Below are 24,172 nucleotides of genomic sequence, written 5' to 3'. Positions count from 1 at the left end.
AAGTAATTACTTATCCAAGGTCAAACTATTATTCATTTTCAGTAATCGTACCGGCAGGCGTAGGGTTTATAGGCCTGCACGATGTGCAGGCGTGACGTGGCCCCACCCGGCGGCCTTCTGCTCATCGACCGAGGGAATGACAGCGTGATCAAGAAGCTGCTGATCGCTAACCGCGGTGAAATTGCCGTCCGCATCGTGCGGGCCTGTGCCGAAATGGGCGTGCGCTCGGTGGCGGTGTTCGCCGAGCCCGACCGCCATGCCCTGCATGTCAAACGCGCTGACGAGGCTCATTTCATTGGCGACGACCCACTTGCCGGTTACCTCAACCCGCGCAAGCTGGTGAACCTGGCGGTAGAAACGGGCTGTGATGCCCTGCATCCCGGCTATGGGTTTCTGTCCGAGAACGCCGAACTGGCGGAAATCTGCGCCGAGCGTGGTATCCGCTTTGTCGGCCCGAGCGCCGAAGTGATTCGCCGCATGGGCGACAAGACCGAGGCGCGGCGCAGCATGATCAAGGCCGGTGTGCCGGTCACGCCGGGCACCGAAGGCAACGTTGCGGATGTCGACGAAGCCTTGGTGGAGGCCGAGCGCATCGGCTATCCGGTCATGCTCAAGGCGACCTCCGGTGGTGGCGGCCGCGGAATTCGTCGCTGCAACTCGCGGGACGAGTTGGCCCAGGCCTATCCACGGGTGATCTCCGAGGCGACGAAGGCCTTCGGTTCCGCCGATGTGTTCCTCGAAAAGTGCATCGTCGAGCCCAAGCACATCGAGGCGCAGATTCTTGCCGACTCGTTCGGCAACACCGTGCACCTGTTCGAGCGCGATTGCTCGATTCAGCGCCGCAACCAGAAGCTCATCGAGATCGCCCCGAGCCCGCAACTCACCCCGGAACAGCGCGCCTACATCGGCGACCTGGCGGTGCGCGCGGCCAAAGCGGTGGGCTACGAGAACGCCGGTACCGTGGAGTTCCTGCTCGCCGATGGCGAGGTGTACTTCATGGAAATGAATACCCGGGTGCAGGTGGAACACACCATCACCGAGGAAATCACCGGCATCGACATCGTCCGCGAGCAGATTCGTATCGCCTCCGGCCTGCCGCTCTCGGTGAAGCAGGAAGACATTCAGTACCGCGGCTTCGCCCTGCAGTTTCGGATCAACGCCGAGGAGCCGCGAAACAACTTCCTGCCGTGCTTCGGCAAGATCACGCGTTACTACGCCCCCGGCGGGCCGGGTGTGCGCACCGATACGGCAATCTATACCGGTTACACCATTCCGCCGTACTACGACTCCATGTGCCTGAAGCTGATCGTCTGGGCACTGACCTGGGAAGAGGCGCTGGCGCGTGGCTCGCGCGCGCTGGACGACATGCGCGTGCAGGGCGTGAAAACCACCGCCAGCTACTACCAGAAGATTCTCGAAAATCCGGATTTCCGCAGCGGGCAGTTCAATACCAGCTTCGTCGATAACCATCCGGAACTGCTGAACTACTCGATCAAACGCAAGCCGGGCGAACTGGCCCTGGCCATCGCCGCCGCCATCGCCGCCCACGCAGGCCTGTGAGGAACGAACCAATGACTGCTCAGAAGAAAATTACCGTTACCGACACCATCCTGCGTGACGCCCACCAGTCGCTGATCGCCACCCGCATGCGCACCGAAGACATGTTGCCGATCTGCGACAAGCTCGACCGCGTCGGTTACTGGTCGCTGGAAGTCTGGGGCGGCGCGACGTTCGACGCCTGCGTGCGCTTCCTCAAGGAAGACCCTTGGGAGCGTTTGCGCCAGCTCAAAGCGGCGCTGCCCAACACGCGCCTGCAGATGCTGCTGCGCGGACAGAATCTCCTTGGCTACCGGCACTACGCCGATGACGTGGTCGAGGCCTTTTGCGCCAAGGCGGCCGAGAACGGCATCGACGTGTTCCGCATCTTCGATGCAATGAATGATGTACGTAACCTTGAAACCGCCATCCGGGCGGTGAAGAAGACCGGCAAGCATGCCCAGGGCACCATCGCCTATACCACCAGCCCGGTGCATACCGTCGAGCTGTTCGTCGAGCAGGGCCGGGCGATGCGCGACATGGGCGTCGACTCCATTGCGATCAAGGACATGGCCGGCCTTCTCACGCCGTTTGCCACCGGCGATCTGGTGCGGGCGCTGAAAGCCGAAATCGACCTGCCGGTGTTCATCCACTCCCATGACACCGCCGGTGTGGCCAGCATGTGTCAGCTCAAGGCCATCGAAAACGGCGCCGATCATATCGACACGGCGATTTCTTCCATGGCTTGGGGCACCAGCCACCCGGGCACCGAATCCATGGTTGCCGCGCTGCGCGGTACGCCCTATGACACTGGTCTCGACTTGGAACTGATCCAGGAGATCGGCCTGTACTTCCATGCGGTGCGCAAGAAATACCACCAGTTTGAGAGCGAATTCACGGGTGTCGATACCCGCGTGCAGGTCAATCAGGTTCCGGGCGGGATGATTTCCAACCTGGCCAACCAGCTCAAGGAACAGGGTGCTCTCAACCGCATGAACGAAGTGCTCGCCGAAATCCCGCGCGTGCGCAAGGATCTGGGCTATCCGCCGCTGGTAACCCCGACCTCGCAGATTGTCGGTACCCAGGCGTTCTTCAACGTACTGGCGGGCGAGCGCTACAAGACCATCACTAACGAGGTGAAACTCTACCTGCAGGGCCGCTACGGCAAGGCGCCGGGCGCCATCGACACCAAACTGCAGCGCCAGGCCATCGGCGGCGAGGAAGTCATCGAGGTGCGCCCGGCCGACCTGATCAAGCCGGAACTGGACAAGTTGCGCCAGGAAATCGGTGCGCTGGCTCATAGCGAAGAAGACGTGCTGACCTACGCCATGTTCCCCGACATCGGGCGCAAGTTCCTCGAGGAACGCGAGGCCGGCACCTTGCAGCCGGAGGTACTGCTACCGATTCCCGACGGCAGCACGGCGACTGCGGCCAGCGGCGAAGGCGTGCCCACCGAGTTCGTCATCGACGTCCACGGCGAGACCTACCGCGTCGATATCACTGGTGTAGGCGTCAAAGGCGAGGGCAAGCGACATTTCTTCCTCTCCATCGACGGCATGCCGGAAGAGGTGGTCTTCGAGCCGTTGAACAACTTCGTTGGTGGCAGCAGCGGTGGTCAGCGCAAGCAGGCCAATGGCCCAGGCGACGTCAGCACCAGCATGCCGGGCAATGTCGTGGATGTGCTGGTCAAGGAAGGCGACACGGTCAAGGCCGGCCAGGCCGTGCTGATCAGCGAAGCGATGAAGATGGAAACCGAGATTCAGGCTCCGATTGCAGGTAAGGTGAAAGCGGTGCACGTGGCCAAGGGTGATCGGGTGACTCCCGGCGATCTTTTGATCGAGATCGAGGCCTAAGCAATTGTCACCAGGGAGCCGAAAGGCTCCCTTTTTTTGCCTGTTTAACGCATCCGGGAGGTATCGATGGGGCTCGACCCAGTAGTGCTGTTCTTCCTGTTCGGCCTGTTTGCCGGGTTGGTGAAGAGTGAGTTGAAACTGCCACCGGCGTTGTACGAAACGCTGTCCATCCTGCTACTGCTGGCCATCGGTCTGCACGGCGGCGTCGAGCTGGCCGAGCAGGCCAGTGCGGCATTGCTGGGCCAGTCGGCGTTGGTCCTGCTGCTTGGCTGTATGCTGCCGCTGCTGGCGTTTCCGTTGCTGCGCCTGCTGGGCTTTTCTCGCGTCGACTCAGCCAGCGTCGCGGCGCACTACGGGTCGGTCAGTGCCGGTACCTTCGCCGTGGTGGTCGCCTTTCTGCTGGCCAACAAGATTGCCTTTGAGAGCTACATGCCGCTGTTCGTGGCGATCCTGGAAATCCCGGCGATTCTCATCGGCATCATCCTCGCCAAGGGCATCAGCCGTGATACCCATTGGAAGGAGTTGGGGCGCGAGATCTTCCTGGGCAAGAGCATCATGCTGCTGCTGGGCGGTTTGATCATTGGCGCCATCGCCGGCAAGGAAGGCATCAAGCCGCTTGAACCGTTCTACACCAGCATGTTCAAGCCGGTGCTGGCGCTTTTTCTGTTGGAGATGGGGCTTATCGCCTCCGGCCAGATGGGCTCATTGAAGCGTTATGGCCTGCGTCTGGCGGTGTTCGGTCTTGGCATGCCGCTGATTGGCGCGGTGATCGGTGCATTGCTGGCTCGGCTGATGGGCCTGTCGCTCGGCGGCACTGCGATGCTCGCTACGCTGGCTGCCAGCGCTTCCTATATCGCCGTGCCGGCTGCCATGCGCCTGGCATTGCCGGAAGCCAATCCCTCGCTGTCGTTGACGGCGTCGTTGGGGATTACCTTTCCGTTCAACATCCTGATTGGTATTCCGCTGTATCTCGCGCTGGCCGAAACCTTGATCGCCTGGGGACTTTGACATGACGACCGCGACCCGAACGCTGCTTACTGTGATCTGCGAAGCAGCACTGGAAAAGAAACTGGTAGCCGATCTCGACCACCTCGGCGCACCGGGCTGGACCCTGTCCGAAGCGCGCGGCCGCGGCAGTCGCGGCGTGCGCAGTGCCGAGTGGGACACCGAAAGCAATATACGGCTGGAAGTCATCTGCAACCGCGAACTCGCCGAGCGCATCGCCGAGCACCTGCAGGTTCGCTACTACGATAACTTCGCCATGGTCAGCTATCTGGCTGAGGTTGAAGTGTTGCGGCCTGAAAAGTTTTAGACGATTTGATGCGCGTGTTCGCGGGTCGACGGCTGGATCGAGCACCGCCCCGGTGTGTGCCGGGGCGATGCGCCGCTGGAGCTAGCGGTCGAGACGGCGCTGACTGCGAAGATCCTTCAGGTCGCCCTGAGTGCAGCTGAGCGGCGCGGCGCCGGTCAGGTCGTAGCAGCGCTGACCGAAGCCCATCGGCCAATAGATGATGCCGCCCGGCGGCCAGAAAATGGAGGCGACACGGAAGCGCGCACGCAGTTTGCCTTGCTGCAGCAGCTCTCCGTTTTCGCTGCTGAGTTTGTAGGGAATGCCGCCAGCGGCGGTCCAGAAGAACGGACGCGTCTTGACCAGTCCTTGAGGGTATTGCTGAGGCCGCTCATAGACGGAGACCTTGCTGTTCTCGGGCAGCTTGAAGTAAGTCGCGGTAGAGCAGCCGCTGACTGCGATCGCGAGCGCCAGCAGGCCCGCCGAACGTTTCAGTTTCATCTGTTTTCTTTCCTTGTCGTGATGCCCGAGGCACAGGCCGTGCCCCGTGAAGCGGGCGGCACTATACCGGAGCCCATCACGATCGCGAAAACAGGGTGCTATATGTCGTACAAACCCGCCGGTGTGCGGTGACTTCTCAACAGCGCTGGGTCTTCCGCGCTTGCTCAAGGTGCGAGGCGGTAGGTCGCGAGCAGGCGGCGGAGAACGATTCATGGAAACAGGCGCATCTGTTCGCACTGTGATGACCGGGGCTGCTCTGGCGTCTAGTAGCCTAATGTGTTTCGTGCAACTTACATGGGGTTGTCATGCAGGACCTGCTGAGTGAAATCCTTGCTGAAGTCCGCCCGTTACTTGGGCAGGGCAAGGTAGCAAGCTACATTCCGGCGCTGGCGCACGTGCCGGCTGATCAGCTGGGGATCGCGGTGTACAGCGCCGAAGGTGAGCTCTATCAAGCTGGGGATGCGAAAACGCCGTTTTCGATCCAGAGTATTTCGAAGGTCTTCAGCCTGGTGCAGGCGATTCAGCATGGTGGTGAGTCGTTGTGGGAGCGGCTGGGGCACGAGCCGTCAGGGCAACCGTTCAATTCGCTGGTGCAGCTGGAGTTCGAACGCGGCAAGCCACGTAACCCTTTTATCAATGCCGGGGCGCTGGTGATCTGCGACATCAACCAGTCGCGCTTCGCCGTACCCGCCTTGTCCATGCGTGATTTTGTTCGGCATCTGTCGGGCAACCCACTGATTATCTCCGACTCGGTAGTGGCTGATTCGGAGTACCAGCACCGTGCGCGTAACGCCGCGATGGCGTATCTGATGCAGGCATTCGGCAATTTCCATAACGATGTCGAGGCGGTGTTGCGCAGCTACTTCCACCATTGCGCGCTGCGCATGAGCTGCGTCGACCTGGCCCGCGCGTTTGGCTTTCTGGCCCGCGACGGCGCATGCCTGGCGGGCGGCGAGCCGGTGCTGACGCCGCGCCAAGCGAAACAGGTCAATGCGATCATGGCCACCAGCGGCCTGTATGACGAGGCTGGCAACTTCGCTTACCGCGTCGGGTTGCCCGGCAAGAGTGGCGTCGGCGGTGGCATCGTGGCGGTCGTGCCGGGGCGCTTCACGGTCTGCGTCTGGTCGCCGGAGCTGAACCAGGCAGGCAATTCGCTGATTGGCATGGCGGCACTGGAGAAGCTCTCGCAGCGCATTGGCTGGTCTATCTTCTAATTCATCACGCCGGGCCAGGCTCCGGCGTTCGTTACGGTCTGTCACATCTGTGCAGTGTCCGGCCTTGAACGTGCAACGTCGTACCTAACCAAACCATAAGAGAGATCGTGTTATGAGTCTCGATGAGAAGACGACCGAAACAGCGCAGGAGGCGCTCGACAACCTGATCGCAGGGGTTATTCAGTTCCGCGAAGACATCTATCCGGAGCAGCGTGAGCTGTTCAACAAGCTTGCCCACGAGCAGACGCCGCGGGCGATGTTCATCACCTGTGCAGACTCGCGCATCCTGCCCGAGTTGATCACCCAGAGCTCGCCGGGCGACCTGTTCGTGACCCGCAATGTCGGCAATATCGTGCCGCCCTACGGAATCATGAACGGCGGCGTGTCGACCGCCATCGAGTTCGCGGTGATGGCGCTCGGTGTGCATCACATCATTGTCTGCGGGCATTCCGATTGCGGCGCGATGAAAGCGGTGCTGAACCCTTCGAGCCTCGACGGCATGCCGACCGTACGCAGCTGGCTGCGTCACGCTGAAGTGGCCCGCACCGTGGTCGAAGAAAATTGCGGCTGCGCCGACCACAACACGCTGGGCGTGCTGACCGAGGAAAACGTCCTTGCGCAGCTTGATCACCTGCGCACACACCCTTCGGTCGCGGCGCGGTTGGCCAGTGGGCAGCTGTTCATTCACGGTTGGGTCTACAACATCGGCACCAGCGAAATTCGCGCCTATGATGCGTCCAAGGGCGAGTTCCGTCTGATCGGCGACGGCCCGTTGCCCATGGCTACGCCCAAGTCGCGCTACGTGTGAGCTTGAAGTGACCCGTTGCGGTCACGGCACCTTGCGGTCACGGATCAGGTAGCAGAGGTCAGGGGTCTTGCTGCAGCCGGCATACCCCTCACCGATCACCTCATTGAGGGCGCCCTGCAAACGCTCGACGGCTTCGTTAGGCGTGTCCTTGTGCAGCGCAAGGTACAGGTCTTCAGCGCGAAAACTCAGCACTTGCGTGAGGCCTTCTGCTCCCTGCTCCTTGGCGTGATAACGCCAGACTGGATCGGCCGTGGCCCATAGATCGAGGCGGCCACTGAGCAGTTTGCGCAGGTTTTCCTCTTCGCTGAGACTGTCGGTCGGCCGCAAGCCTTGGCTCTCCAGATACTGGCTGACACCGCTGCTTTTCTGTGCGCCGATCTGCAACCCCTTGGCCTGCGTCAGGGTGCTCAGGTCGATGCGCTTGTCTGCGGCCGCGAGCAGTACGCTTTCATAGCGGGCCAAGGGGCCTACCCACTTGAACTGCCCTTCGTTCTGCGGCGTACGGGCGACGGAAAACAGCCCATGACCGCTGTCCGTGAATGTCTGTGTGTAGACGCGGTCCCAAGGGGAGCGCAGCGTCAGGCTATAGCCGATGCCGGCACGTTTGAAGATTTCCCGAACGGTGTCGGTGGCGATGCCTTGAACCTCATCACCACGTGCGAAGTTCTTGTGGCTGGGCCCCATGTTGAAGGGTGGGAAGTTGTCGGTCTGCAGGATGATCTGATAGTTCTTCGGTAACTCGGCATGCGCCTCACCGCTGATGGCGAGCAGAATACTGAGCAATAGGATGGCTATACGGGGCAGGCCCATGGCATCGGCTCCTTGACGCTGTTTTTTTTATTGTTGGCGGTTGGAGCGTAGTCTGTTGCGGGCTTGCATGCCAGCGCTTGGAGGGTGAGCGCAGGCGAGGCGGGCATAATCAACAGATCGCAGCGCAGCCAGCGGTAATCATGCGTCATTGAAGCGTTTGCGGTGGCGCCCGAGGATTCAGCGACGCCGGGGCGTCCGCGCGCTCAACAAGCTGCGCGCACCCCGGCAGTGCAGATGGAACGGCTGGGCGATTACTTATGCAGCACGAACTGGCCGGTGAAGCGCACCGCGTCGCGGCCATCCGCAGCGAGAATGCGGCTGTGCAGGGTCAGGCGTGAGCGGCCGCGGCGACGGTAAATCGTCTCGAATCGCTCCCAGGCACCCTCGTCCGGCGCCGAGCAGATAGCAGTGGCATCATCCACCACTGGCAACGGATAGTCGATCTGGCCTTCCTGGATGACGATATGACCGTCGTCGATCCCGGCCTCGCGCAGGCGTAGGTGCAGCCAGCCCCAGCCAGCCAGTACGGAGGCACAGTAAAGACTGCCGCCGAACATGCTGCTTTTGTGGTTGATGTTCGCTTGCAGCGGCACCTTTACACGCAGCTCATGGTTTTCCCAATGCTCGACGCGCAGGCCCATCGCCCGGGTCAGTGGGATGTCGTGGTGCAGAATGGCTTCCAGGTAGCGGCTATCGCGGCTCATGCCGGGTGGATTCCTAACGTGTGCGGATACAGGCAGACGTCAAGCATGACTGCTGAGTCACGATATTGCCAGTTTCCGCAACGCTTTTTGGCGACCTCGAGTCGCCGTTCCGGATGACCCGCAAGCTGCAATCAGCGCGCTGCGGTTTTCTGCTGATAGGCACAGTAGCCGGGCCGTGGACCGACATGCGGGTGGTTGCGGCAAGTGTCCGGGCGCTTGGCATAGACCGTGCACAAGCGAGTCTTGCGATCGAGGTAGAGACAGTCGCCGTTGGCCAGTCGCGTGAGGGTGAAAATGCCGTGCTTCTGATTGAAGTGTTCGATGAGGCCTTCCTTGCCCAGGCGTTTGGCAACACTCTTCAGCGGCTCGTCACGCTCGAAGGCATCGACCACCTCGAGACGGATCAGGTCATCAATGCGTACTTCGACCGGCAAAGTGCAACACGTGGCGTGGCAATCTCGGCAAAGGCCGTTGCTGTAGCGCGCCCAGGTTTCCAGGCGTTCGGGGTCGGCAGAGGCGATCAAACGTGTCTTCACGGCGAGGGTATCGGTAATGGCGGCGCGCGATCATAGCGACACGGGGTGGAATTTCCAGTGAAACCAACGAGTCGAACGCCGGACAGACGGTCGCCCGGATGCTGCAGAAACCTGCAAACCTGTCTGTAGTGCGGTTTTTCCGAGGTGGCCTGGCGCTGCCATGAATCCTTCATATCCCTTCACCCGCTGCATGAGGTCTGTCCATGACGCAAGAAACGACTGCTCCCAACGCTGACGAGGTCGCCGCTTTTCGGGAAAACGTGATCAGCAAGCTGACCTACTCGATCGGCAAGGACCCCGAGCATGCCTCCGACCATGACTGGTTCGAGGCGGTGGCGCTGGCGACGCGTGACCGCATGATCGACCAGTGGATGGACCGTACTCGGCAGGGTTACCGTGAAGGGAAGAAGCGGGTCTATTACCTCTCGCTGGAATTTCTCATCGGCCGCCTGCTTACCGACAGTCTCAGCAATCTGGGCCTGCTCGATGTGGCGCGCGAGGCGCTGGCCGGCGTAGACATCGACTTCGAGCGCATCCGTACATTGGAACCTGATGCTGCACTGGGCAATGGTGGGTTGGGTCGGCTTGCGGCTTGCTTCATGGAAAGCATGGCGACCCTCGGTGTGGCCGCGCATGGCTACGGCATCCGCTACGACCATGGCCTGTTCCGCCAGGCCATCGTCGACGGCTGGCAACACGAGCAGACCGAAACCTGGTTGAACTTCGGCAATCCATGGGAGTTCGAGCGTCCGGAAGTCAGCTACCTGATCGGCTTTGGCGGCAGCGTGGCGGCGATGCCCTCCGATGGCAGCAGCAGCGATCAACCCAAGCATTTCTGGCATTGGGCCGAAGGGGTTCGCGCGATTGCCTATGACACGCCCGTGGTGGGGTGGCGCGGTGCTAGCGTCAACACGCTGCGCCTCTGGCGTGCGCGGGCGGAGGCGGACTTCCATCTGGAGCGCTTCAACGCGGGCGATCACATCGGTGCGGTCGCCGAGGAAGCACGCGCTGAGAGTATTTCGCGCGTGCTGTATCCCGCCGACAGCACCGAAGCCGGGCAGGAGTTGCGCCTGCGGCAGGAGTATTTCTTCGTTGCGGCATCCTTGCAGGACCTCTTGCGCCGGCATCTAGACCAGCGCGGCACACTGATGAACCTGCCCGAATTCGCTTCGATCCAGCTCAACGACACGCACCCGGCCATTGCCGTTGCCGAGCTGATGCGCCTGCTGGTGGACGTGCACGACATCCCGTGGCGCAAGGCGTGGGAGCTGACGGTTGGCACCCTGTCCTACACCAACCACACGCTGCTGCCCGAAGCGCTGGAAACCTGGCCTGTCGGGCTGATGGAGCGCCTGCTGCCGCGGCACATGCAGATCATCTATCTGATCAACGCCCAGCATCTCGATGCCTTGCGTGAGCGCGGCATCCATGACGTCAACCTGCTGCGCTCGGTCTCGCTGATCGAAGAAGGCCACGGCCGTCGCGTGCGTATGGGCAACCTGGCGTTTCTCGGTTCGCATTGCGTCAACGGTGTATCAGCGCTGCACACCGGCCTGATGCGCGAAACGGTGTTCACCGATCTGCATTCGCTGTACCCCAAGCGGATCAGCAACAAGACCAACGGCATCACCTTCCGCCGCTGGCTGTATCAGGCCAACCCGCAGCTGACCCGTCTGCTGGTCGAGCATATCGGCGAGGAACTGCTCGACTCGCCGGAGACACTACTACGTCAGTTGGAGCCCTACGCCGATCAGCCGGACTTCCGCGCCCGCTTCGCCGCCCAGCGCCTGGGCAACAAGAAGTTGCTGGCGCGCATGATTCAGGAGCGGCTGGGGATCAGTGTTGACCCAAATGCGCTGTTCGATGTGCACGTCAAACGCATCCACGAGTACAAGCGTCAGCTGCTGAACCTGCTGCATACCGTCGCGTTGTATCAGGCGATTCGCTCGGATCCGGGCGGCCATTGGGTGCCGCGCGTGAAGATCTTTGCCGGCAAGGCGGCGGCCAGTTATCACACGGCCAAACTGATCATCAAACTGACCAACGATATCGCGCGGACCATCAACGATGATCCGACCGTGCGTGGTCTGCTGAAGGTCGTGTTCCTGCCGAACTACAACGTCAGTCTGGCCGAGCGCATCATCCCCGCCGCGGATCTGTCCGAGCAGATCTCCACCGCCGGACTCGAGGCGTCGGGGACCAGCAACATGAAGTTCGCCCTCAACGGCGCGCTGACCATCGGAACGCTGGATGGCGCCAACGTCGAGATGTGCGAGCAGATTGGTGCCGACCACATGTTCATCTTTGGCATGACCGCGCAGGAAGTCGAGGCGCGCAAACAGGCCAACGAGTACAACGCCGAAGCCACCATTATCGGTTCGCCGCGGCTCAACGAAGTCCTGATGGCGATCCGCAACGGCGCCTTCTCGGCTGAAGACCCGGGTCGTTATACCGCCTTGATTGACGGCTTGAAATGGCACGACACCTTCATGGTGTGTGCCGACTTCGAAGCCTACTGGGCGGCGCAGCTGGAGGTTGAAGCGCGCTGGCGCGACGCCGACAGCTGGTGGCGCTCGGCAGTGCTCAATACGGCGCGTACTGGCTGGTTCTCGTCGGACCGTACTATCCGTGAGTACGCTCAGGAGATCTGGAAGGTGCTCTGACGGGCGATGTGGGGCGGCTTGTCGGCATGGCTGCTTGGACCGATGCCGCCTCCGCGTAGGGGACGTGGCTCCAGATTGGCGAAAGGGTGCCTGCAGGCACTTTGCCGCTTCGCTGAACTCTGGGGCCTGTCGGACGGTCTGAGGGAGGGTTAGTTTCCCCCCGGCCTGCTAAACTGCGCGGGCTTATCCATCCTCCGGAGCCATTCCATGTCACGCGTAACCCTGAGTCGCTACTTGATTGAGCAGACCCGCAGCAACAACACCCCTGCAGATCTGCGCTTCCTTATCGAAGTAGTGGCTCGAGCGTGCAAGGAGATCAGCTACGCCGTTTCCAAGGGCGCGCTGGGCGGCGTTCTCGGCGCGACCGAAACCGAGAACATCCAGGGCGAAGTCCAAAAGAAACTCGACGTGCTCTCTAATGAGATCCTGCTCGAGGCCAACGAATGGGGCGGCCATCTGGCCGGCATGGCGTCTGAAGAGATGGACAATGCTTACCAGATTCCTGGCAAGTACCCGAAAGGCGCCTATTTGCTGGTCTTCGATCCGCTGGACGGCTCCAGCAATATCGATGTCAACGTGTCGGTCGGCACCATCTTCTCCGTGCTGCGCTGCCCCGGTGAATGCTTCACGCAGAACGATGCGCTCGGTGAGGAAGCATTCCTGCAGCCGGGCACCAAGCAGGTCGCTGCGGGTTATGCGATCTACGGACCGCAAACCATGCTGATGCTGACGTTGGGCAACGGCGTCATGGGCTTTACCCTCGACCGCGAACTGGGCAGCTTCGTGCTGACCCATGAGAACATCCGCGTTCCGGAAAGCACCGCTGAATTCGCTATCAACATGTCCAACCAGCGCCACTGGGAGGCACCGGTTCAGCGCTACGTGGGTGAATTGTTGGCCGGCAACGAAGGCCCGCTGAACAAGAACTACAACATGCGCTGGATCGCCTCGATGGTGGCCGACGTGCACCGCATCCTGACCCGCGGTGGCATGTTCATGTATCCCAAGGACTCTCGCGAGCCGGGCAAGGCTGGCAAGCTGCGCCTGATGTATGAAGCCAACCCGATGTCCTTCATCATCGAACAGGCCGGTGGCGCAGCAACCACCGGCATTCAGCGTATCCTCGACGTTCAGCCCGAGTCGCTGCACCAGCGTGTGCCGGTGTTCCTGGGTTCGAAGGAAGAAGTCGAGCGCGTCACTGCCTACCACAAGGCCTGACAGGTGAGCTTGCCCTCGCAGGACCTGCTGGACTGGTGGTTCGGTGAGGGCGCTACCGCTCGTGATATAGCTGACGCAAAAAACGGCCTCTGGTTCGGTTACAAGCCCGAACAGGATGCCGAAGCCCGCGAGCGTTTCGGTGATCTGACTGAGCGCGCGCTCGCTGGTGAGTTGAGCGAGTGGGCTGAGTCGCCGCATGGCTGGCTCGCGCTCGTCCTTATGCTTGATCAACTCCCACGCATGATCTATCGCGGCACACCGAGGGCCTATGCCGGCGACGAACGAGCGCTGCAGCTCGTGCGGGAGGGCATGGCTCATGGCGGCGATGTTCTGCTGGCGCCGCTCCAGCGAGTATTCATCTATCTGGTGCTAGAACACGCTGAAAACCTCAGCGTGCAGGATCAGGCCGTGCAGCAGTTCGAGCAGCTTCTGGGCATAGCCGATGCCGATGAGCAAAACCTTTTTGCCGGCTTTCTCGACTTCGCTGAGCGCCACCGGCAAGTCATTGCGCGTTTCGGCCGTTTCCCCCATCGCAATGCGATTCTTGGGCGCAGCTCTAGCGAGGCTGAACGGGCTTTTCTCACTGAGCCTGGCTCCCGCTTCTAGCTTTGCCGAGGAACCTTCCTGGGCGGCTTGTTTTCTATCTGTTACCGCAAGGCAAGGCCAAGCAAGGCCCGCCGCTGACTCGGAATAAAGGAATCTGCCATGTCGTTGCGTTATCTATCGTTGATCGTTGCTGTTGTGCTGTTGGCTGCGTGCAGCCCGGTCACCCAGGAAAACTTCGCCAAACTGCAGGCGGGAATGTCCCGTGCCGAGGTCGAAAAAGTGCTAGGCAAACCGGGCGAGTGCGCTGGCGCGCTAGGCATGTCGAGCTGTACCTGGGGGCAGAAAAACCGTTTTATCAGCATCCAGTTCGCTGGTGACAAAGTCATGATGTTTTCGGGCCAAGGCCTGAAATAGGGAGTCCCTATGCGTCTGGGCGCTGCGCTTTTTTCTGCACTGCTGATCACCGGATGCGCCGGTGCCGGTAGCAGTGCGGACGAGCCGGAAACCGCTGGCAAGGTCAATCTGGAACGCTATCAAGGCACTTGGTACGAGCAGGCGCGCCTGCCGATGTTTTTTCAGCGCAACTGCGTGCGATCGCAGGCGAACTACCGCCTGCAGGACGACGGCAGTGTGGCGGTGACCAATCGTTGCGAAACCGAAGACGGTGAGCAGCAAGAGGCGCGCGGTGAGGCCGTGCCGCAGCAGCAAGGCAAGACAGACAAGCTCTGGGTTCGCTTCGACAACTGGTTCAGCAATATTTTTCCAGGCCTGACCAAGGGTCACTATTGGATCCTATATCTGGCCGACGACTACAGCGTCGCACTGGTCGGCAGCCCGGACCGAGACAACCTCTGGCTACTGTCGCGAGACAAAGAAATCGACGCCAATACGCGCGACAAGCTGCTCGACGAAGCGCGTAAGCGGGGCTATGACACCAGCGAGCTGATCTGGCGTGGCGAGGCGGGCTGAGCTTCAGCCGCCATGGCCCGGCTGCGCGCGGGCAGGAGCAGCCGGTCGCCGCTGACGCATTCTGATAGCGACCTGACTCTCTCCGTCGCCGTGCTCGAATGCGCTTCCTTGTGTGTCGGGCTTGCCTCTGAATAACCCTGGATTTCCTGAAAAACCCACCGGCTCCTGCGGAATACCGCGCGGGCTGACATCGAGCTGCCCGTTGCCATTGCTGTCGACAAACAGCTGAACGGCATAACGGCCCGGCGATACGTCCTCGAAAATAATGCCGTCGCTGTTACCTCGGATCTGCCTCAGTGGCGACGTCCAGTCGTGGTCGTCTGCTGCGTGCAGCGAGGCATGCACGACACCGGGACGGTCGCCGTTCAGTTGCACGCGAATGTCGGCGGCCTGTGCTGCGGACGTACCGAGCGTCGGTAGCCAGAGCGCCAGCAAGCGGTACGTTACGTTTCGATGAAAGCGCTGTGGCATAATCGCGACCATTTTCAGGGTCAGAAAGTTCAATGCGCCAGGTATTGGTCGTCCACTATTCGCAAACGGGTCAGCTCGATCGGCTAGTGCGGTCGGTCTGCGCGCCGCTGATGCGGCACGACGGTCTGCAGGTGGACTATCTGACAGTGCAGCCGGCGACACCTTACCCCTTTCCCTGGCCATTTCTCACCTTTTTCAGCATCTTCCCCGAGACGGTACTGATGCGGCCCGAGCCGCTGCAGCCCCTGCAGGTCGACCCTGACAAGCGTTATGACCTGATCATCCTCGCTTACCAGGTCTGGTTCCTTGCACCGTCGCGGCCGATCACCAGTTTTCTCGCGTCTCCAGAAGCGTCGCGTCTGCTCCGGGACACGCCGGTGGTCACCCTGATTGGCTGTCGCAACATGTGGTTGATGGCTCAGGAAAAACTCAAGGGCCGTCTCGACGAACTGGGCGCGCATCTGGTCGACAACATCGCGCTGGTCGATGAATGTGGCAGCGCCGCGAGCTTTCTGGCGACACCGCTGTGGATGTTCACCGGACGCCGCCAGCCCATTGCCTGGTTGCCGAAGGCGGGAATCAGTGAGGCCGAAATCGCTGGGGCGCAGCGCTTTGGCATTGCCATCGCCGACCGTCTGGCCTCACCCGGTGCAATCGAACAACCCATGCTGCAGGGGCTCGGTGCGGTTCGGATAAATGAACAACTGATCGCCAGCGAGCGTGTCGGCACGCGCAGCTTCAAAGCGTGGGGCACGTTGTTGGCAGCCCTCGGCCCGCAACGGAGCCTGCGTCGGCGTGTCGGGCTGATCGTCTACATCATCTTCTTGCTGAGCCTGATCGTCACCGTGGTTCCGATCACGGCCCTGCTCAAGCGCTTACTCAGTCCGCTGACCCAGAAACGGATCAAGCGTGAAAAAGCCTACTTCGCCGCGCCATCCGGTGAGTAACCGTATCGAGGACTGCCGCCAGTGACCCGCCCCGTTTACATCAACCGCATCAGTGCCTGTCTGCCTCATGCTCCTGTGAGCAACGAAGACATGGAGGCGCGTCTCGGCCAGGTTGGCGAGCGTCCATCGCGCGCGCGTTCCATCGTCTTGCGACGCAACGGCATCCGCCAGCGCCACTATGTGATTGATCCGATTAGTGGCCAGCCGAGCATGACCAATGCCCAACTCGCCGCCGCTGCCATTCGTGGCCTGGCGAGCCCAGCCGAGCTGCAGGATATTCAGTGCCTGGTTGCCAGCACCTCCTCCCCCGATCAGATCATGCCCGGCCACGCAGTGATGGTGCATGGCGAGCTAGGTAACCCACCCTGTGAGGTGGTCACCACGGCCGGCATCTGCCTATGTGGGGTCAGCGGACTGAAATATGCCTGGCTCAGCGTCGCCAGCGGCGAGAGCAGTAACGCCGTGGCCTGTGGCTCGGAAGTCGCCTCGGCCTTGATGCAGGCACGTAACTTCTCCAGCGAGATCGACAGCGTTGCCGACGATCTGGAGCGCAGCCCCGAACTGGCCTTCGAAAAGGATTTTCTGCGCTGGATGCTTTCCGATGGTGCCGGCGCGGTGTGGCTCGAGAATCAGCCGAACGCTACGGGTCTAAGTCTACGCATCGACTGGATCGACATCCTTTCGTTCGCCGATCAGTTTCCAGCCTGTATGTACGCTGGCGCGGAAATGCAGGATGAGCAGCTGGTCGGCTGGAGCCGCATGGATGGCGATGAGCGCAACCGCCGCTCGGTGATGGCGATCAAGCAGAACGTGAAACTGCTCAACGAGAACATCGTCGAGGTGACCGTTGAGCAGGCGCTGCAGCGTATTCGCAAGCGCCGCGATCTGGATCCTGGTGATATCGACTGGTTCCTACCTCATTATTCATCGGAGTTTTTCCGCGATCGGCTTGCTGACGGCCTGGCCCGCATAGACTTTGCGATACCGCAGTCGCGCTGGTTTACCAACTTAACCAGCAAGGGCAACACGGGCGCGGCCTCGTTCTTCATCATGCTTGAAGAGCTGTTTCACAGCGGCCGGCTCGAGCCCGGCCAGCGCTTGCTCGGCTATGTGCCTGAAAGCGGGCGATTCTCCAGTGCGTTTTTGCAGATGACCGTTGTGCAGGGCGACCTCGATGAGGCTTGAGGACGTTCCGCAGGACCACAGCAGCACCTACGGTGGCCATCGCAAGCTGGTGTATGCCACTGACGAACAAGGCCGCTATTGCGAGACGCGTAGCGACGGCTGGGAAGCCGAGGCATTTTCTACCCAGCTTGCCGTAAGTGAGTTGGAAGAACAGGAAGCCCTCGCCCTTGCCGAATGGAAGGCAGGACAAGCCTCACCGCTCAAGTGTCTGATGTATCGCTATCGCCTCGACGAGGCTGCGCTGGCACAGATCACCGGGCTCTGGCAGTGGCGCATCCGCCGGCATTTCCGTCCTGCCGACTACCGCCGTCTCGGTGTCGGCATTCTGAGGCGCTACGCCGATGCCTTTGGCCTGGATGTCGCCGATCTGATCCGCTATCAGCAGGAGCCACCACGATGAGTGCTTTTCAGCACCGGCAAAGCGCCCACTGCGAAAGCGGGGTGATGGCCAATCTGCTCACCCACGCTGGCCTGCCGATGAGCGAGCCGATGGCCTTCGGCCTGGCGTCTGGGCTGGCGTTCGCCTACCTGCCGATCATCAAGCTTGGCGGCATGCCGCTGATTGCCTATCGCATGCCGCCGAAACACATCATCAAGACCTTGAGCAAACGCCTCGGTGCCAGGCTGCACACCGCGACCTTCAACGATCCGGAGAAAGGCCGCCTGGCGCTCGACCATGCGCTGGCCGCCGGACGGCTGGCTGGTCTGCAAAGCTCGGTGTTCTGGTTACCGTACTTTCCGCCGGAGATGCGCTTTCATTTCAATGCGCACAACCTGCTGGCCTACGGGCGCGACGGGGACGATTACCTGCTCAGCGACCCAGTGTTCGAGGAGCCGGTGCGCTGTCCTGCAGTGGACTTGCAGAAAGCGCGTTTCGCCAAGGGCGCGCTGGCGGCCAAAGGGCTGATGTACTGGGTTGATGACGTGCCTCAAGCGCCGGATTGGGAGCGTCTGATTCGTCGGAGCGTGTTGTCCACCACACGTATCCTCGACGGCATGCCGCTGCCCTGGATCGGTATCCGTGGAATTCGCCATCTCGCCACCCAGGTTCGCAAGCTCGACCCGAACCAGGTCAAACACAACCGGCTCTACCTGACCCATATCGTGCGCATGCAGGAAGAGATTGGTACCGGTGGTGCCGGTTTCCGCTTCATGTACGCGAGTTTCCTGCAGGAATCCGGCGCCCTGCTCGGTGATGCGACACTCAACGAAGCCGCTGCCCGACTGACGGCGATTGGCGATGACTGGCGTCAGTTTGCCTCTGCTTGCGTCCGGCAGTGTCGCAACAAGGACGGCGGTGGAGATTTTGCAGCTATCGCGACCATGCTTGATGCCATCGCGCTGCAGGAGCGGGCATTGGTGCGTCAGTTGGCTGATTGGGTGAAGCGCCGCTGATCAAGTGTCGCCGCCCAATTCGAAACGCAGCACTTCGATACCCCTGGTCAGCCGCTCGAAGCTGTCGCTGACAAGCGCGTCCCCACCGCTTTCGACCACCAGGCTCTGCACGCTGAACCCCTCGTCATGATCTTCGTCGACGAGCAGCAACAGTGCCTGCTGGACCTGGGCCGACTCGAGGTCGCAGCTGGCGAGTTCAAGTAGGTCGCGCCACACCTGAGCCCCCGCACCAATAAAGAGGTTTGGGCCGTTGATCCCCAGCTGTTGAGCAACATGAAACCCGGCCGCATTGCTGACGCTGTTAACGAACTCAAAGGGTTTGGGAAGCCTGTTGTGCACGCACACGGCATCGAGCAAGGCGAACATGTTTGGTCGCGCCGGGTAAGTCGCCGCGAGATAGACCGCGCTGTCGATCTGCAGCACGGGCTTAAGCGGGGCCGCGCCAAGTAACGCCAACAGCGAGAGACGGTCGATCCGGCGGGGAGGGCTTGATACGTATGGGCTCAGGCCCTGCTTCAGCGCTGCGTCGGAAACGCCTCGGCCGGTTATACGTGAGGCGGCTACCACCTTCATGCTGCAATTCCCTGCAACACCAAGCTCGCGTTGTTGCCGCCAAAGCCGAAATAGTTGGCCAGCAGCAGGCTGTCGGCGGGCACGCGAAGTGGTTCTGCCGTTAGCGGCAACAGCGCATGCTCGCCATAGCCTACCGCGGGCAATGGGCCCTGGCGCAGCGCCTGAAGCATCAGCAAGGTTTCGCTCAGACCACAGGCTCCTAGGGTATGGCCCAAGTAAGGTTTCAGCACACACATCGGCGGTAATGCCTCTCCGAAGGTGCGTCGCATGCCATTGCTCTCGGCACGGTCGTTGGCCTGGGTCGCGGTGCCATGCAGCTTGGCTACGCCAATTTGCGCTGGCGTTAGCTCTGCATCCTGCAATGCTCGACGTATGACCCAGTCGATGTGGCTGCCGTCTTCGAGGGTGCTGGTCAGGCTACTGGTATCGCAGGCGCTGAACCCTCCAAGCAGGCGCCCCAGCGGCGCCTGGCCAGGCTCGCGGCTGAGCATGACAGCCGCATAGGCTTCGCCGAGAATCAGTCCGTCGCGCTCGGGATGAAAGGGCCGATAAGCGCCACTGGCACTGGTCAGCTCGAGCACGGCGAAGCCCTGTCGGGTCACTTGGCTCGGGCTTTCGAAAGCCAGTACCAAGGCACGTCTGTAGCGATTTTCGGCGACAAGACGCGCAGCGTAGAGGAGGCCGTTTGCGGCACTGGTGCAGGCGGTGTTGAGCGTAAATGCCGAGGCGAAACCCCAGGCGCCGCGCAGCTCATCAGCCAGCGTATCGAGCGCTGGGGCCATATCGTTTCCCAGCGTCTCGCCCGCAGCAACTCGGCACTCGATGCCTGAGATATCCAGCGTAGTCGAGGCGAGTATCAACAGGCAGTCTGATAATCCGCCATCATCATGCTCGGCAATCATTGTCCCCAGTCGCTGACGCAGCGGCACTCCTGCGCCGACCGCTCTCAGGTACGGACGCTGCTGGTTGAACTCGCGGAGCATGAACCATTCAGGTGTAGGCAAACGACCTTCGATGCAGGCTGCTGCGGCACTTTGCAGATCGGCGCCCAGCGCGCTGTACAGTTGCGCAGATGCCAGATAAACCGGTGTCACGGCTGCTGTTGCCGGATGAATGCAGCGATGCTGTCGATGGTATTGAGAACGCGGCGGCCATCCTTGGCGCCTTCTATACGCACACCGTAATGCTGCTGCAGGGCCAGTGATACCTGCAGGGCATCCAGGCTGTCCATCTGTACGCGGCTCTGCTGGCCGAACAGGGGCTCGCTATCCTCGATGCTTTGCCAGTCGATGTCGTCCTGCTTGTCACATTCGCGAATCAGCAGTTGCTTGAGTGCTTGTTTTAGCCGTGTGTCGTCCATTGGGTGTCGTTCAATCTCTTCTTAAACAGGGAAAGCGCTGCAATGCCGACCAAGGCTGCGAACAGGAGTAGACGGGCGCAGTCGGACGCTACATCGGACAGGCTTCCCTGACCGACCAGCAGCGCCAGAAAGGCGTCCAGCGCCCAACTCATAGGCGACACTTCTGCGAGGCGGGCCATGGCGTCGGGCATTACACTCTTGGGCACCATGACGCCGCCAATCGCGGCGAGAATCAGGTTGATACCGCCGCTAAGCATCAACGCTTGTTCGCCGCTGCGGGCAAGACTGGCGATGGCCAGCCCAAGGCAGCAGGCCGCGGCAGATAAGCTGAAGGCGAGCAGCACGTAGCCCGCGATGCTGCCCGGTAATAGCAAAGCTGGCAGGCCGAGCAGCGGCAAAGCCCAGACGCCGATTGCCAACAGCAGGACAAATTGCAACAGGTTGATTGCCAGATACGGCAACAGCTTGCTTAGCGCCAATGTGCCCATGCCCAGCCCCAGGCTACGGAAACGCAGCAGGGTTCCACTTTGCTGCTCGCGTTGAAAGCTATTGGCCATGGGCAGCATGACAAAGAACATGCCGAAGATCAGCCAGGCCGGCACGCTATGCTGGGTGGCGTTGGCCCGGTGGTCGAGCTCTCCGCTGGCGAGCTGGATCTGCTCGTCCACGCGGATGTCAGTACGCTGTCTGATCAACTCCAGCCGCTCCTTGAGCGTGGCGTCAGGGTCCAGTTCGCCACTGTCGAGCAGAAACACCATCAGGCGTGTCTGTGCCAGCGCGACCTCGGCTGCGCTACGCAGGCGCTGGCGGGTCATAGCATCACTGCTGGCGGGAAAGATCAGGCTCAGGCTGACACGTTCGGTATCTAGCAGCTGTTCTGCAAACTTATCGGCGAGACGGATGCGCGGAATGGCTTCGTCTGTACCATCCACTACGTCGCTGTCATCCAGCTGCTGGCGCAGTGCAGCGTCAAAGAAGGCGCTTTCCTCCCCCGGCGAAGGCACTTCAACAGTAAGGCGTAGCGCGGGTAGCCGGTCCTGGTTGATCTCACCGAGGGCCGAGGCCATCAACAGCACGAAAAGCACCGGCATGAGAAACAGCACGCCAAGGGCATGGTAATCGCGAGTCAGTAGCAGCCATTCCTTACGTACCAGCGCCCATAGCTTCATACCTGGCCTCCGTTGATATGCAGGTAAAGCTGTTCCAGTGAGGGGCGCCCGAAACGCAGCAGGTTGGGCTGTTGTGGCTGGCTGGCGATGAACTGACAAAGACACGCCAACTGGGCTGCATCAATGCGCTCGATACGGCAGCCGTTGGGCGTCGCCAAAGGCAGCAGTTTGAGTTCGGCGAACAACGCATCGAGTCCACCGGGCGCGGCTCCAGGCCATTCGAGCAGAAGGCCGTGGTCGTCGCCGAGCATCTGGCGTTTGTCCAGATCGAGGCGCACCTTGCCCTCATCGAGGATCAGGATGCGGTGTGCCAAGCGCTCGATTTCCTCCAGGTAATGGCTGGTGTAGATCACAGCGCTACCCTCGCCGGTCAGCTGTTCCACCGCCTCGAGCAACAGCTGACGGGACTGCGTATCGACGCCGACCGTGGCCTCGTCGAACAGGTAAAGGGCGGCGGGCTGTAGCAAGCCGATAGCGAAATTGAGGCGGCGCTGTTGACCACCGGACAGGTTGGCGGCGCGCTGCTCCAACAGCTTTTCCAGACGCGTGCTGTGCAAGCACGCCGCCAGGCGGGCCGCGCGCTTCGCGCTGCGCAAACCGTAGAGGTCGGCGAATAGCTGCAGGTTTTCACGTACCGAAAGTCCGCCGTAGAACGCTGGCTGCTGAGGGATCAGGCCAATACTGCGCTGATCACTCCAGCGAACTTCACCTAGTTGTGGCTGGCGCAAGCCAGCGATCAGCGAAAGCAGGGTGGTTTTGCCTGCTCCGTTGCTGCCGAGTAGGCCAAGGCATTCACCCGGCGCGATCCGCAGGTTGATATCGGCCAGGGCCGGCTGCTCGGCATTCGGATAGCTGAAGCCTACGCCACGCAGCTCAAGCATGGGTCAGCACCAGCAATAGTCGGCCGTCGACGAGCATTCGGTCATGGCTGTAGATGCTGAACGCATAGAGCGCGCCGGCCGGGCTCAGGGATTCCTGTCTAGCTCTGACCTGCAGCGCACCGCGGCGCTCGACTGGCTCATGATGCAGCTGCACGGCACTGAGTTTGGCGACCAGGGCCGTCTCGATGGATTTGTCGGCACCGTATAGGGCACCATGCGCGCCGCATAACTGTGCGGCAGCTTCGAACAGCAGGCAGGGCGACGCATCGACGCCGAATGGCTCAAGGTATGACCAGGCGGTGAGGCCGCAGATGTCGGTAGCGTCATGTTCGAGCACCCGATCCAGCCACAGGGCCGGGCCCTGGTGCGGTAGCAGGCTGAGCAGGCGGGTTCGATCCATCGTCATGGCTGCGCTGGGAAAGGCGGGGCCGGAGTGTAGCAGATCGGCTTGAGGGGGTTTGCTTCCGGGCCGGTCGTAGAAGAGGACAAGCAATGCTGCAGTTGGGAGTGTTCGTGGTGGGTTCGGCCGTGCTTGTCTGGCTCTCACGCTCGGTCTTTAGGCAGCCGAAATCGCATGGCTTCTATCGATTTTTCGCCTGGGAAGCGATTCTGGCGCTGCTGGTGCTCAATGCGCCTGTCTGGTTCGAAGACCGTTTCGCGCCGCATCAGTTGATTTCATGGGCGTTGCTGTTCAGCTCGATTGGCGTGCTGGTCGCAGGTTTAACGCTGCTGCAACGCCTTGGCAAGCCGGACCGGAGCCGGGCCGACCCTGAACTGTTCGCCTTCGAGAAAACCTCGACCTTGGTCACTACCGGCATTTTTCGCTACATCCGCCACCCGCTCTACACCTCGCTGCTGCTGCTGACATGGGGCATTTTCTTTAAACAGATCGACTTGATGGGCCTGTTATGCGGGCTCACCGCGAGCCTCTTCCTCTTGTTGACCGCGAGGCGTGACGAGGAGGAGTGCCTGGCACATTTCGGCGAGCCCTACCGTCGGTACATGCAGCACAGCAAACGCTTTATCCCCTTTGTCATGTAGCGCGTAGCTATTCCCAGTCCAATCGTGCCAATTTCCAATCCCCGTCCGTAAGCCACCACTCGAGGCGCACGTCGTAGTGCCCGAGGCGCTGCGGTAACCAGCCCTCAGCGCCGGTCAGTGCGACCTGTGCCTCGCTGTAGCCTTTGTCCGGATAGGTTGGATCTAGCCAACTTCGGCGATTAAGCGCGATGACGCCCACGTTGCGGTGACTCAGGAACATCAAGGCAGCCGTGCGTCGTGCCCAGTCTCGGTCCAACTCTCGGTTGGCGCTGAACTCGTCGTGGATGAGGTCCATCAGTCCGGAGGTGTCCTTGTTTTCGATGCTTTCCTGCAGCGATTCAACCGCCGCCAGCAGCGCAGCTTCCGGATCATCGCGACCACATCCGACCAGCAGTACCGCTACCGCCACGAACGCGGCGGCTAATTTCCATACGGGCATGCCTAACCTCTCGAACCTCGTTATGATGCCGGAAACGTCAGGCGGTCCTCACCCGCGTACCGATC

At 61.2% G+C, this 24,172-nt stretch carries 28 protein-coding genes; 16 read left to right on the top strand and 12 right to left on the bottom strand.

The window, feature by feature from the left end; translation table 11 throughout:
- Positions 1 to 144 precede the first annotated feature (144 nt).
- The 4 genes from ALTERO38_RS18925 (at position 145) to ALTERO38_RS18910 (ending at position 4,701) form a co-directional block, all read left to right on the top strand.
- Entirely contained in the window at positions 145 to 1,560 is a 1,416-nt protein-coding gene (locus ALTERO38_RS18925) for an acetyl-CoA carboxylase biotin carboxylase subunit (protein WP_159969322.1), read from the top strand.
- A gap of 11 nt (positions 1,561 to 1,571) precedes the next feature.
- Positions 1,572 to 3,389, top strand: a complete 1,818-nt coding sequence (oadA, locus tag ALTERO38_RS18920) for a sodium-extruding oxaloacetate decarboxylase subunit alpha (RefSeq protein WP_159969321.1) — start codon at positions 1,572 to 1,574, stop codon at positions 3,387 to 3,389.
- 66 nt (positions 3,390 to 3,455) lie between these two features.
- Positions 3,456 to 4,397, top strand: coding sequence for a sodium-dependent bicarbonate transport family permease (locus ALTERO38_RS18915; protein ID WP_102837096.1), 942 nt, complete (start codon positions 3,456 to 3,458; stop codon positions 4,395 to 4,397).
- A 1-nt stretch (position 4,398) separates the two neighbouring features.
- Complete coding sequence (locus ALTERO38_RS18910; RefSeq protein ID WP_159969320.1) at positions 4,399 to 4,701, top strand: P-II family nitrogen regulator; 303 nt, start codon at positions 4,399 to 4,401, stop codon at positions 4,699 to 4,701.
- Positions 4,702 to 4,782: 81 nt separating this feature from the next.
- On the opposite strand, the gene ALTERO38_RS18905 is transcribed toward ALTERO38_RS18910, so the two are convergent.
- Complete coding sequence (locus tag ALTERO38_RS18905) at positions 4,783 to 5,178, bottom strand: hypothetical protein (protein WP_159969319.1); 396 nt, start codon at positions 5,176 to 5,178, stop codon at positions 4,783 to 4,785.
- Between the two features lie 305 nt (positions 5,179 to 5,483).
- Between ALTERO38_RS18905 and glsB the strand changes: the two genes are divergently transcribed.
- Both glsB and ALTERO38_RS18895 read left to right on the top strand, forming a co-directional pair.
- Positions 5,484 to 6,392, top strand: coding sequence for a glutaminase B (gene glsB / locus ALTERO38_RS18900; protein WP_159969318.1), 909 nt, complete (start codon positions 5,484 to 5,486; stop codon positions 6,390 to 6,392).
- Positions 6,393 to 6,504: 112 nt separating this feature from the next.
- Positions 6,505 to 7,200: a carbonic anhydrase gene (locus ALTERO38_RS18895; RefSeq protein ID WP_102837089.1), complete on the top strand. Its 696-nt coding sequence runs from the start codon at positions 6,505 to 6,507 to the stop codon at positions 7,198 to 7,200.
- A 21-nt stretch (positions 7,201 to 7,221) separates the two neighbouring features.
- Here the strand turns inward: ALTERO38_RS18895 and ALTERO38_RS18890 are convergent, their stop codons facing one another.
- The 3 genes from ALTERO38_RS18890 to ALTERO38_RS18880 all read right to left on the bottom strand — a co-directional run bounded on the left by ALTERO38_RS18890 (position 7,222) and on the right by ALTERO38_RS18880 (position 9,250).
- Positions 7,222 to 8,010 carry an ABC transporter substrate-binding protein gene (locus ALTERO38_RS18890; protein WP_148925882.1) on the bottom strand — a complete coding sequence of 263 codons (789 nt, stop codon included), beginning with the start codon at positions 8,008 to 8,010 and terminating at the stop codon, positions 7,222 to 7,224.
- Between the two features lie 251 nt (positions 8,011 to 8,261).
- On the bottom strand, positions 8,262 to 8,714 hold the full coding sequence (locus ALTERO38_RS18885; protein ID WP_148925883.1) for a thioesterase domain-containing protein: 453 nt from the start codon (positions 8,712 to 8,714) through the stop codon (positions 8,262 to 8,264).
- A gap of 131 nt (positions 8,715 to 8,845) precedes the next feature.
- Positions 8,846 to 9,250, bottom strand: coding sequence for a YkgJ family cysteine cluster protein (locus tag ALTERO38_RS18880; RefSeq protein WP_159969317.1), 405 nt, complete (start codon positions 9,248 to 9,250; stop codon positions 8,846 to 8,848).
- A 203-nt stretch (positions 9,251 to 9,453) separates the two neighbouring features.
- Here ALTERO38_RS18880 and ALTERO38_RS18875 point away from each other — a divergent pair, with 203 nt between their 5' ends.
- The 5 genes from ALTERO38_RS18875 (at position 9,454) to ALTERO38_RS18855 (ending at position 14,646) form a co-directional block, all read left to right on the top strand.
- Positions 9,454 to 11,913 (top strand): glycogen/starch/alpha-glucan phosphorylase, encoded by a 2,460-nt coding sequence (locus ALTERO38_RS18875; protein WP_148925884.1) that lies wholly within the window; start codon positions 9,454 to 9,456, stop codon positions 11,911 to 11,913.
- A gap of 207 nt (positions 11,914 to 12,120) precedes the next feature.
- Complete coding sequence (locus tag ALTERO38_RS18870; protein ID WP_148925885.1) at positions 12,121 to 13,131, top strand: class 1 fructose-bisphosphatase; 1,011 nt, start codon at positions 12,121 to 12,123, stop codon at positions 13,129 to 13,131.
- 3 nt (positions 13,132 to 13,134) lie between these two features.
- Positions 13,135 to 13,737, top strand: a complete 603-nt coding sequence (locus tag ALTERO38_RS18865) for a DUF924 family protein (RefSeq protein ID WP_159969316.1) — start codon at positions 13,135 to 13,137, stop codon at positions 13,735 to 13,737.
- 99 nt (positions 13,738 to 13,836) lie between these two features.
- Positions 13,837 to 14,091: an outer membrane protein assembly factor BamE gene (gene bamE / locus ALTERO38_RS18860; protein ID WP_148925887.1), complete on the top strand. Its 255-nt coding sequence runs from the start codon at positions 13,837 to 13,839 to the stop codon at positions 14,089 to 14,091.
- Positions 14,092 to 14,100: 9 nt separating this feature from the next.
- Complete coding sequence (locus tag ALTERO38_RS18855) at positions 14,101 to 14,646, top strand: lipocalin family protein (RefSeq protein ID WP_148925888.1); 546 nt, start codon at positions 14,101 to 14,103, stop codon at positions 14,644 to 14,646.
- A gap of 3 nt (positions 14,647 to 14,649) precedes the next feature.
- Here the strand turns inward: ALTERO38_RS18855 and ALTERO38_RS18850 are convergent, their stop codons facing one another.
- Entirely contained in the window at positions 14,650 to 15,081 is a 432-nt protein-coding gene (locus tag ALTERO38_RS18850; protein ID WP_256663920.1) for a DUF2141 domain-containing protein, read from the bottom strand.
- 68 nt (positions 15,082 to 15,149) lie between these two features.
- On the opposite strand from ALTERO38_RS18850, the gene ALTERO38_RS18845 reads away from it, so the two are divergent.
- Genes ALTERO38_RS18845 through ALTERO38_RS18830 form a run of 4 tightly spaced genes read left to right on the top strand, consistent with a single transcriptional unit; the run spans position 15,150 to position 18,644 of the window.
- Complete coding sequence (locus tag ALTERO38_RS18845) at positions 15,150 to 16,064, top strand: dialkylrecorsinol condensing enzyme (protein WP_148925890.1); 915 nt, start codon at positions 15,150 to 15,152, stop codon at positions 16,062 to 16,064.
- Positions 16,065 to 16,085: 21 nt separating this feature from the next.
- On the top strand, positions 16,086 to 17,249 hold the full coding sequence (locus ALTERO38_RS18840; RefSeq protein WP_148925891.1) for a beta-ketoacyl-ACP synthase III: 1,164 nt from the start codon (positions 16,086 to 16,088) through the stop codon (positions 17,247 to 17,249).
- Positions 17,239 to 17,649, top strand: coding sequence for a hypothetical protein (locus ALTERO38_RS18835; protein WP_148925892.1), 411 nt, complete (start codon positions 17,239 to 17,241; stop codon positions 17,647 to 17,649). The genes ALTERO38_RS18840 and ALTERO38_RS18835 overlap by 11 nt, the downstream gene beginning before the upstream one ends.
- Positions 17,646 to 18,644 (top strand): BtrH N-terminal domain-containing protein, encoded by a 999-nt coding sequence (locus ALTERO38_RS18830; protein WP_148925893.1) that lies wholly within the window; start codon positions 17,646 to 17,648, stop codon positions 18,642 to 18,644. Before ALTERO38_RS18835 ends, ALTERO38_RS18830 begins: the two co-directional genes overlap by 4 nt.
- Here the strand turns inward: ALTERO38_RS18830 and ALTERO38_RS18825 are convergent, their stop codons facing one another.
- The 6 genes from ALTERO38_RS18825 to ALTERO38_RS18800 are packed head-to-tail and all read right to left on the bottom strand — an operon-like array spanning position 18,645 to position 23,027.
- Positions 18,645 to 19,217, bottom strand: coding sequence for a hypothetical protein (locus tag ALTERO38_RS18825; RefSeq protein ID WP_148925894.1), 573 nt, complete (start codon positions 19,215 to 19,217; stop codon positions 18,645 to 18,647).
- Positions 19,214 to 20,311 (bottom strand): beta-ketoacyl synthase N-terminal-like domain-containing protein, encoded by a 1,098-nt coding sequence (locus ALTERO38_RS18820; RefSeq protein ID WP_148925895.1) that lies wholly within the window; start codon positions 20,309 to 20,311, stop codon positions 19,214 to 19,216. The genes ALTERO38_RS18825 and ALTERO38_RS18820 overlap by 4 nt, the downstream gene beginning before the upstream one ends.
- A complete protein-coding gene (locus ALTERO38_RS18815; RefSeq protein ID WP_148925896.1) occupies positions 20,308 to 20,577 on the bottom strand; it encodes an acyl carrier protein in 270 nt (89 codons plus the stop codon). The genes ALTERO38_RS18820 and ALTERO38_RS18815 overlap by 4 nt, the downstream gene beginning before the upstream one ends.
- Entirely contained in the window at positions 20,559 to 21,746 is a 1,188-nt protein-coding gene (locus ALTERO38_RS18810) for an ABC transporter permease (RefSeq protein ID WP_159969315.1), read from the bottom strand. Before ALTERO38_RS18810 ends, ALTERO38_RS18815 begins: the two co-directional genes overlap by 19 nt.
- A complete protein-coding gene (locus ALTERO38_RS18805) occupies positions 21,743 to 22,627 on the bottom strand; it encodes an ABC transporter ATP-binding protein (protein ID WP_159969314.1) in 885 nt (294 codons plus the stop codon). The genes ALTERO38_RS18810 and ALTERO38_RS18805 overlap by 4 nt, the downstream gene beginning before the upstream one ends.
- The gene (locus tag ALTERO38_RS18800; protein ID WP_148925899.1) at positions 22,620 to 23,027 is read right to left on the bottom strand and encodes a beta-hydroxyacyl-ACP dehydratase; all 408 of its coding nucleotides are present in this window, start codon (positions 23,025 to 23,027) and stop codon (positions 22,620 to 22,622) included. The genes ALTERO38_RS18805 and ALTERO38_RS18800 overlap by 8 nt, the downstream gene beginning before the upstream one ends.
- Positions 23,028 to 23,119: 92 nt before the next feature.
- On the opposite strand from ALTERO38_RS18800, the gene ALTERO38_RS18795 reads away from it, so the two are divergent.
- Positions 23,120 to 23,668 carry an isoprenylcysteine carboxylmethyltransferase family protein gene (locus ALTERO38_RS18795; protein ID WP_159969313.1) on the top strand — a complete coding sequence of 183 codons (549 nt, stop codon included), beginning with the start codon at positions 23,120 to 23,122 and terminating at the stop codon, positions 23,666 to 23,668.
- A gap of 7 nt (positions 23,669 to 23,675) precedes the next feature.
- Here ALTERO38_RS18795 and ALTERO38_RS18790 read toward each other — a convergent pair whose 3' ends face one another.
- Positions 23,676 to 24,107 (bottom strand): hypothetical protein, encoded by a 432-nt coding sequence (locus tag ALTERO38_RS18790; protein ID WP_159969312.1) that lies wholly within the window; start codon positions 24,105 to 24,107, stop codon positions 23,676 to 23,678.
- Positions 24,108 to 24,172: the final 65 nt, after the last annotated feature.

The sequence above is a fragment of the Pseudomonas sp. 9Ag genome (genome assembly GCF_902506445.1).
GTDB lineage: Bacteria > Pseudomonadota > Gammaproteobacteria > Pseudomonadales > Pseudomonadaceae > Stutzerimonas > Stutzerimonas stutzeri_AB.
Note: the sequence above shows the minus strand (reverse complement) of the source record. Positions and strands in the feature narration are given on the sequence as shown.

What these genes read in the sequence shown, in the direction of transcription:
- ALTERO38_RS18795 (WP_159969313.1), top strand. Translation starts at nt 23,120, where the DNA reads ATGCTGCAGTTGGGAGTGTTCGTGGTGGGTTCGGCCGTGCTTGTCTGG.
- ALTERO38_RS18855 (WP_148925888.1), top strand. Translation starts at nt 14,101, where the DNA reads ATGCGTCTGGGCGCTGCGCTTTTTTCTGCACTGCTGATCACCGGATGC.
- ALTERO38_RS18805 (WP_159969314.1), bottom strand. Translation starts at nt 22,627, where the DNA reads ATGCTTGAGCTGCGTGGCGTAGGCTTCAGCTATCCGAATGCCGAGCAG.
- ALTERO38_RS18910 (WP_159969320.1), top strand. Translation starts at nt 4,399, where the DNA reads ATGACGACCGCGACCCGAACGCTGCTTACTGTGATCTGCGAAGCAGCA.
- ALTERO38_RS18810 (WP_159969315.1), bottom strand. Translation starts at nt 21,746, where the DNA reads ATGAAGCTATGGGCGCTGGTACGTAAGGAATGGCTGCTACTGACTCGC.
- ALTERO38_RS18835 (WP_148925892.1), top strand. Translation starts at nt 17,239, where the DNA reads ATGAGGCTTGAGGACGTTCCGCAGGACCACAGCAGCACCTACGGTGGC.
- ALTERO38_RS18895 (WP_102837089.1), top strand. Translation starts at nt 6,505, where the DNA reads ATGAGTCTCGATGAGAAGACGACCGAAACAGCGCAGGAGGCGCTCGAC.
- ALTERO38_RS18845 (WP_148925890.1), top strand. Translation starts at nt 15,150, where the DNA reads ATGCGCCAGGTATTGGTCGTCCACTATTCGCAAACGGGTCAGCTCGAT.
- ALTERO38_RS18885 (WP_148925883.1), bottom strand. Translation starts at nt 8,714, where the DNA reads ATGAGCCGCGATAGCCGCTACCTGGAAGCCATTCTGCACCACGACATC.
- ALTERO38_RS18800 (WP_148925899.1), bottom strand. Translation starts at nt 23,027, where the DNA reads ATGGATCGAACCCGCCTGCTCAGCCTGCTACCGCACCAGGGCCCGGCC.
- ALTERO38_RS18915 (WP_102837096.1), top strand. Translation starts at nt 3,456, where the DNA reads ATGGGGCTCGACCCAGTAGTGCTGTTCTTCCTGTTCGGCCTGTTTGCC.
- ALTERO38_RS18790 (WP_159969312.1), bottom strand. Translation starts at nt 24,107, where the DNA reads ATGCCCGTATGGAAATTAGCCGCCGCGTTCGTGGCGGTAGCGGTACTG.
- ALTERO38_RS18825 (WP_148925894.1), bottom strand. Translation starts at nt 19,217, where the DNA reads ATGAAGGTGGTAGCCGCCTCACGTATAACCGGCCGAGGCGTTTCCGAC.
- ALTERO38_RS18890 (WP_148925882.1), bottom strand. Translation starts at nt 8,010, where the DNA reads ATGGGCCTGCCCCGTATAGCCATCCTATTGCTCAGTATTCTGCTCGCC.
- ALTERO38_RS18875 (WP_148925884.1), top strand. Translation starts at nt 9,454, where the DNA reads ATGACGCAAGAAACGACTGCTCCCAACGCTGACGAGGTCGCCGCTTTT.
- ALTERO38_RS18870 (WP_148925885.1), top strand. Translation starts at nt 12,121, where the DNA reads ATGTCACGCGTAACCCTGAGTCGCTACTTGATTGAGCAGACCCGCAGC.
- ALTERO38_RS18830 (WP_148925893.1), top strand. Translation starts at nt 17,646, where the DNA reads ATGAGTGCTTTTCAGCACCGGCAAAGCGCCCACTGCGAAAGCGGGGTG.
- bamE (WP_148925887.1), top strand. Translation starts at nt 13,837, where the DNA reads ATGTCGTTGCGTTATCTATCGTTGATCGTTGCTGTTGTGCTGTTGGCT.
- ALTERO38_RS18815 (WP_148925896.1), bottom strand. Translation starts at nt 20,577, where the DNA reads ATGGACGACACACGGCTAAAACAAGCACTCAAGCAACTGCTGATTCGC.
- oadA (WP_159969321.1), top strand. Translation starts at nt 1,572, where the DNA reads ATGACTGCTCAGAAGAAAATTACCGTTACCGACACCATCCTGCGTGAC.
- glsB (WP_159969318.1), top strand. Translation starts at nt 5,484, where the DNA reads ATGCAGGACCTGCTGAGTGAAATCCTTGCTGAAGTCCGCCCGTTACTT.
- ALTERO38_RS18905 (WP_159969319.1), bottom strand. Translation starts at nt 5,178, where the DNA reads ATGAAACTGAAACGTTCGGCGGGCCTGCTGGCGCTCGCGATCGCAGTC.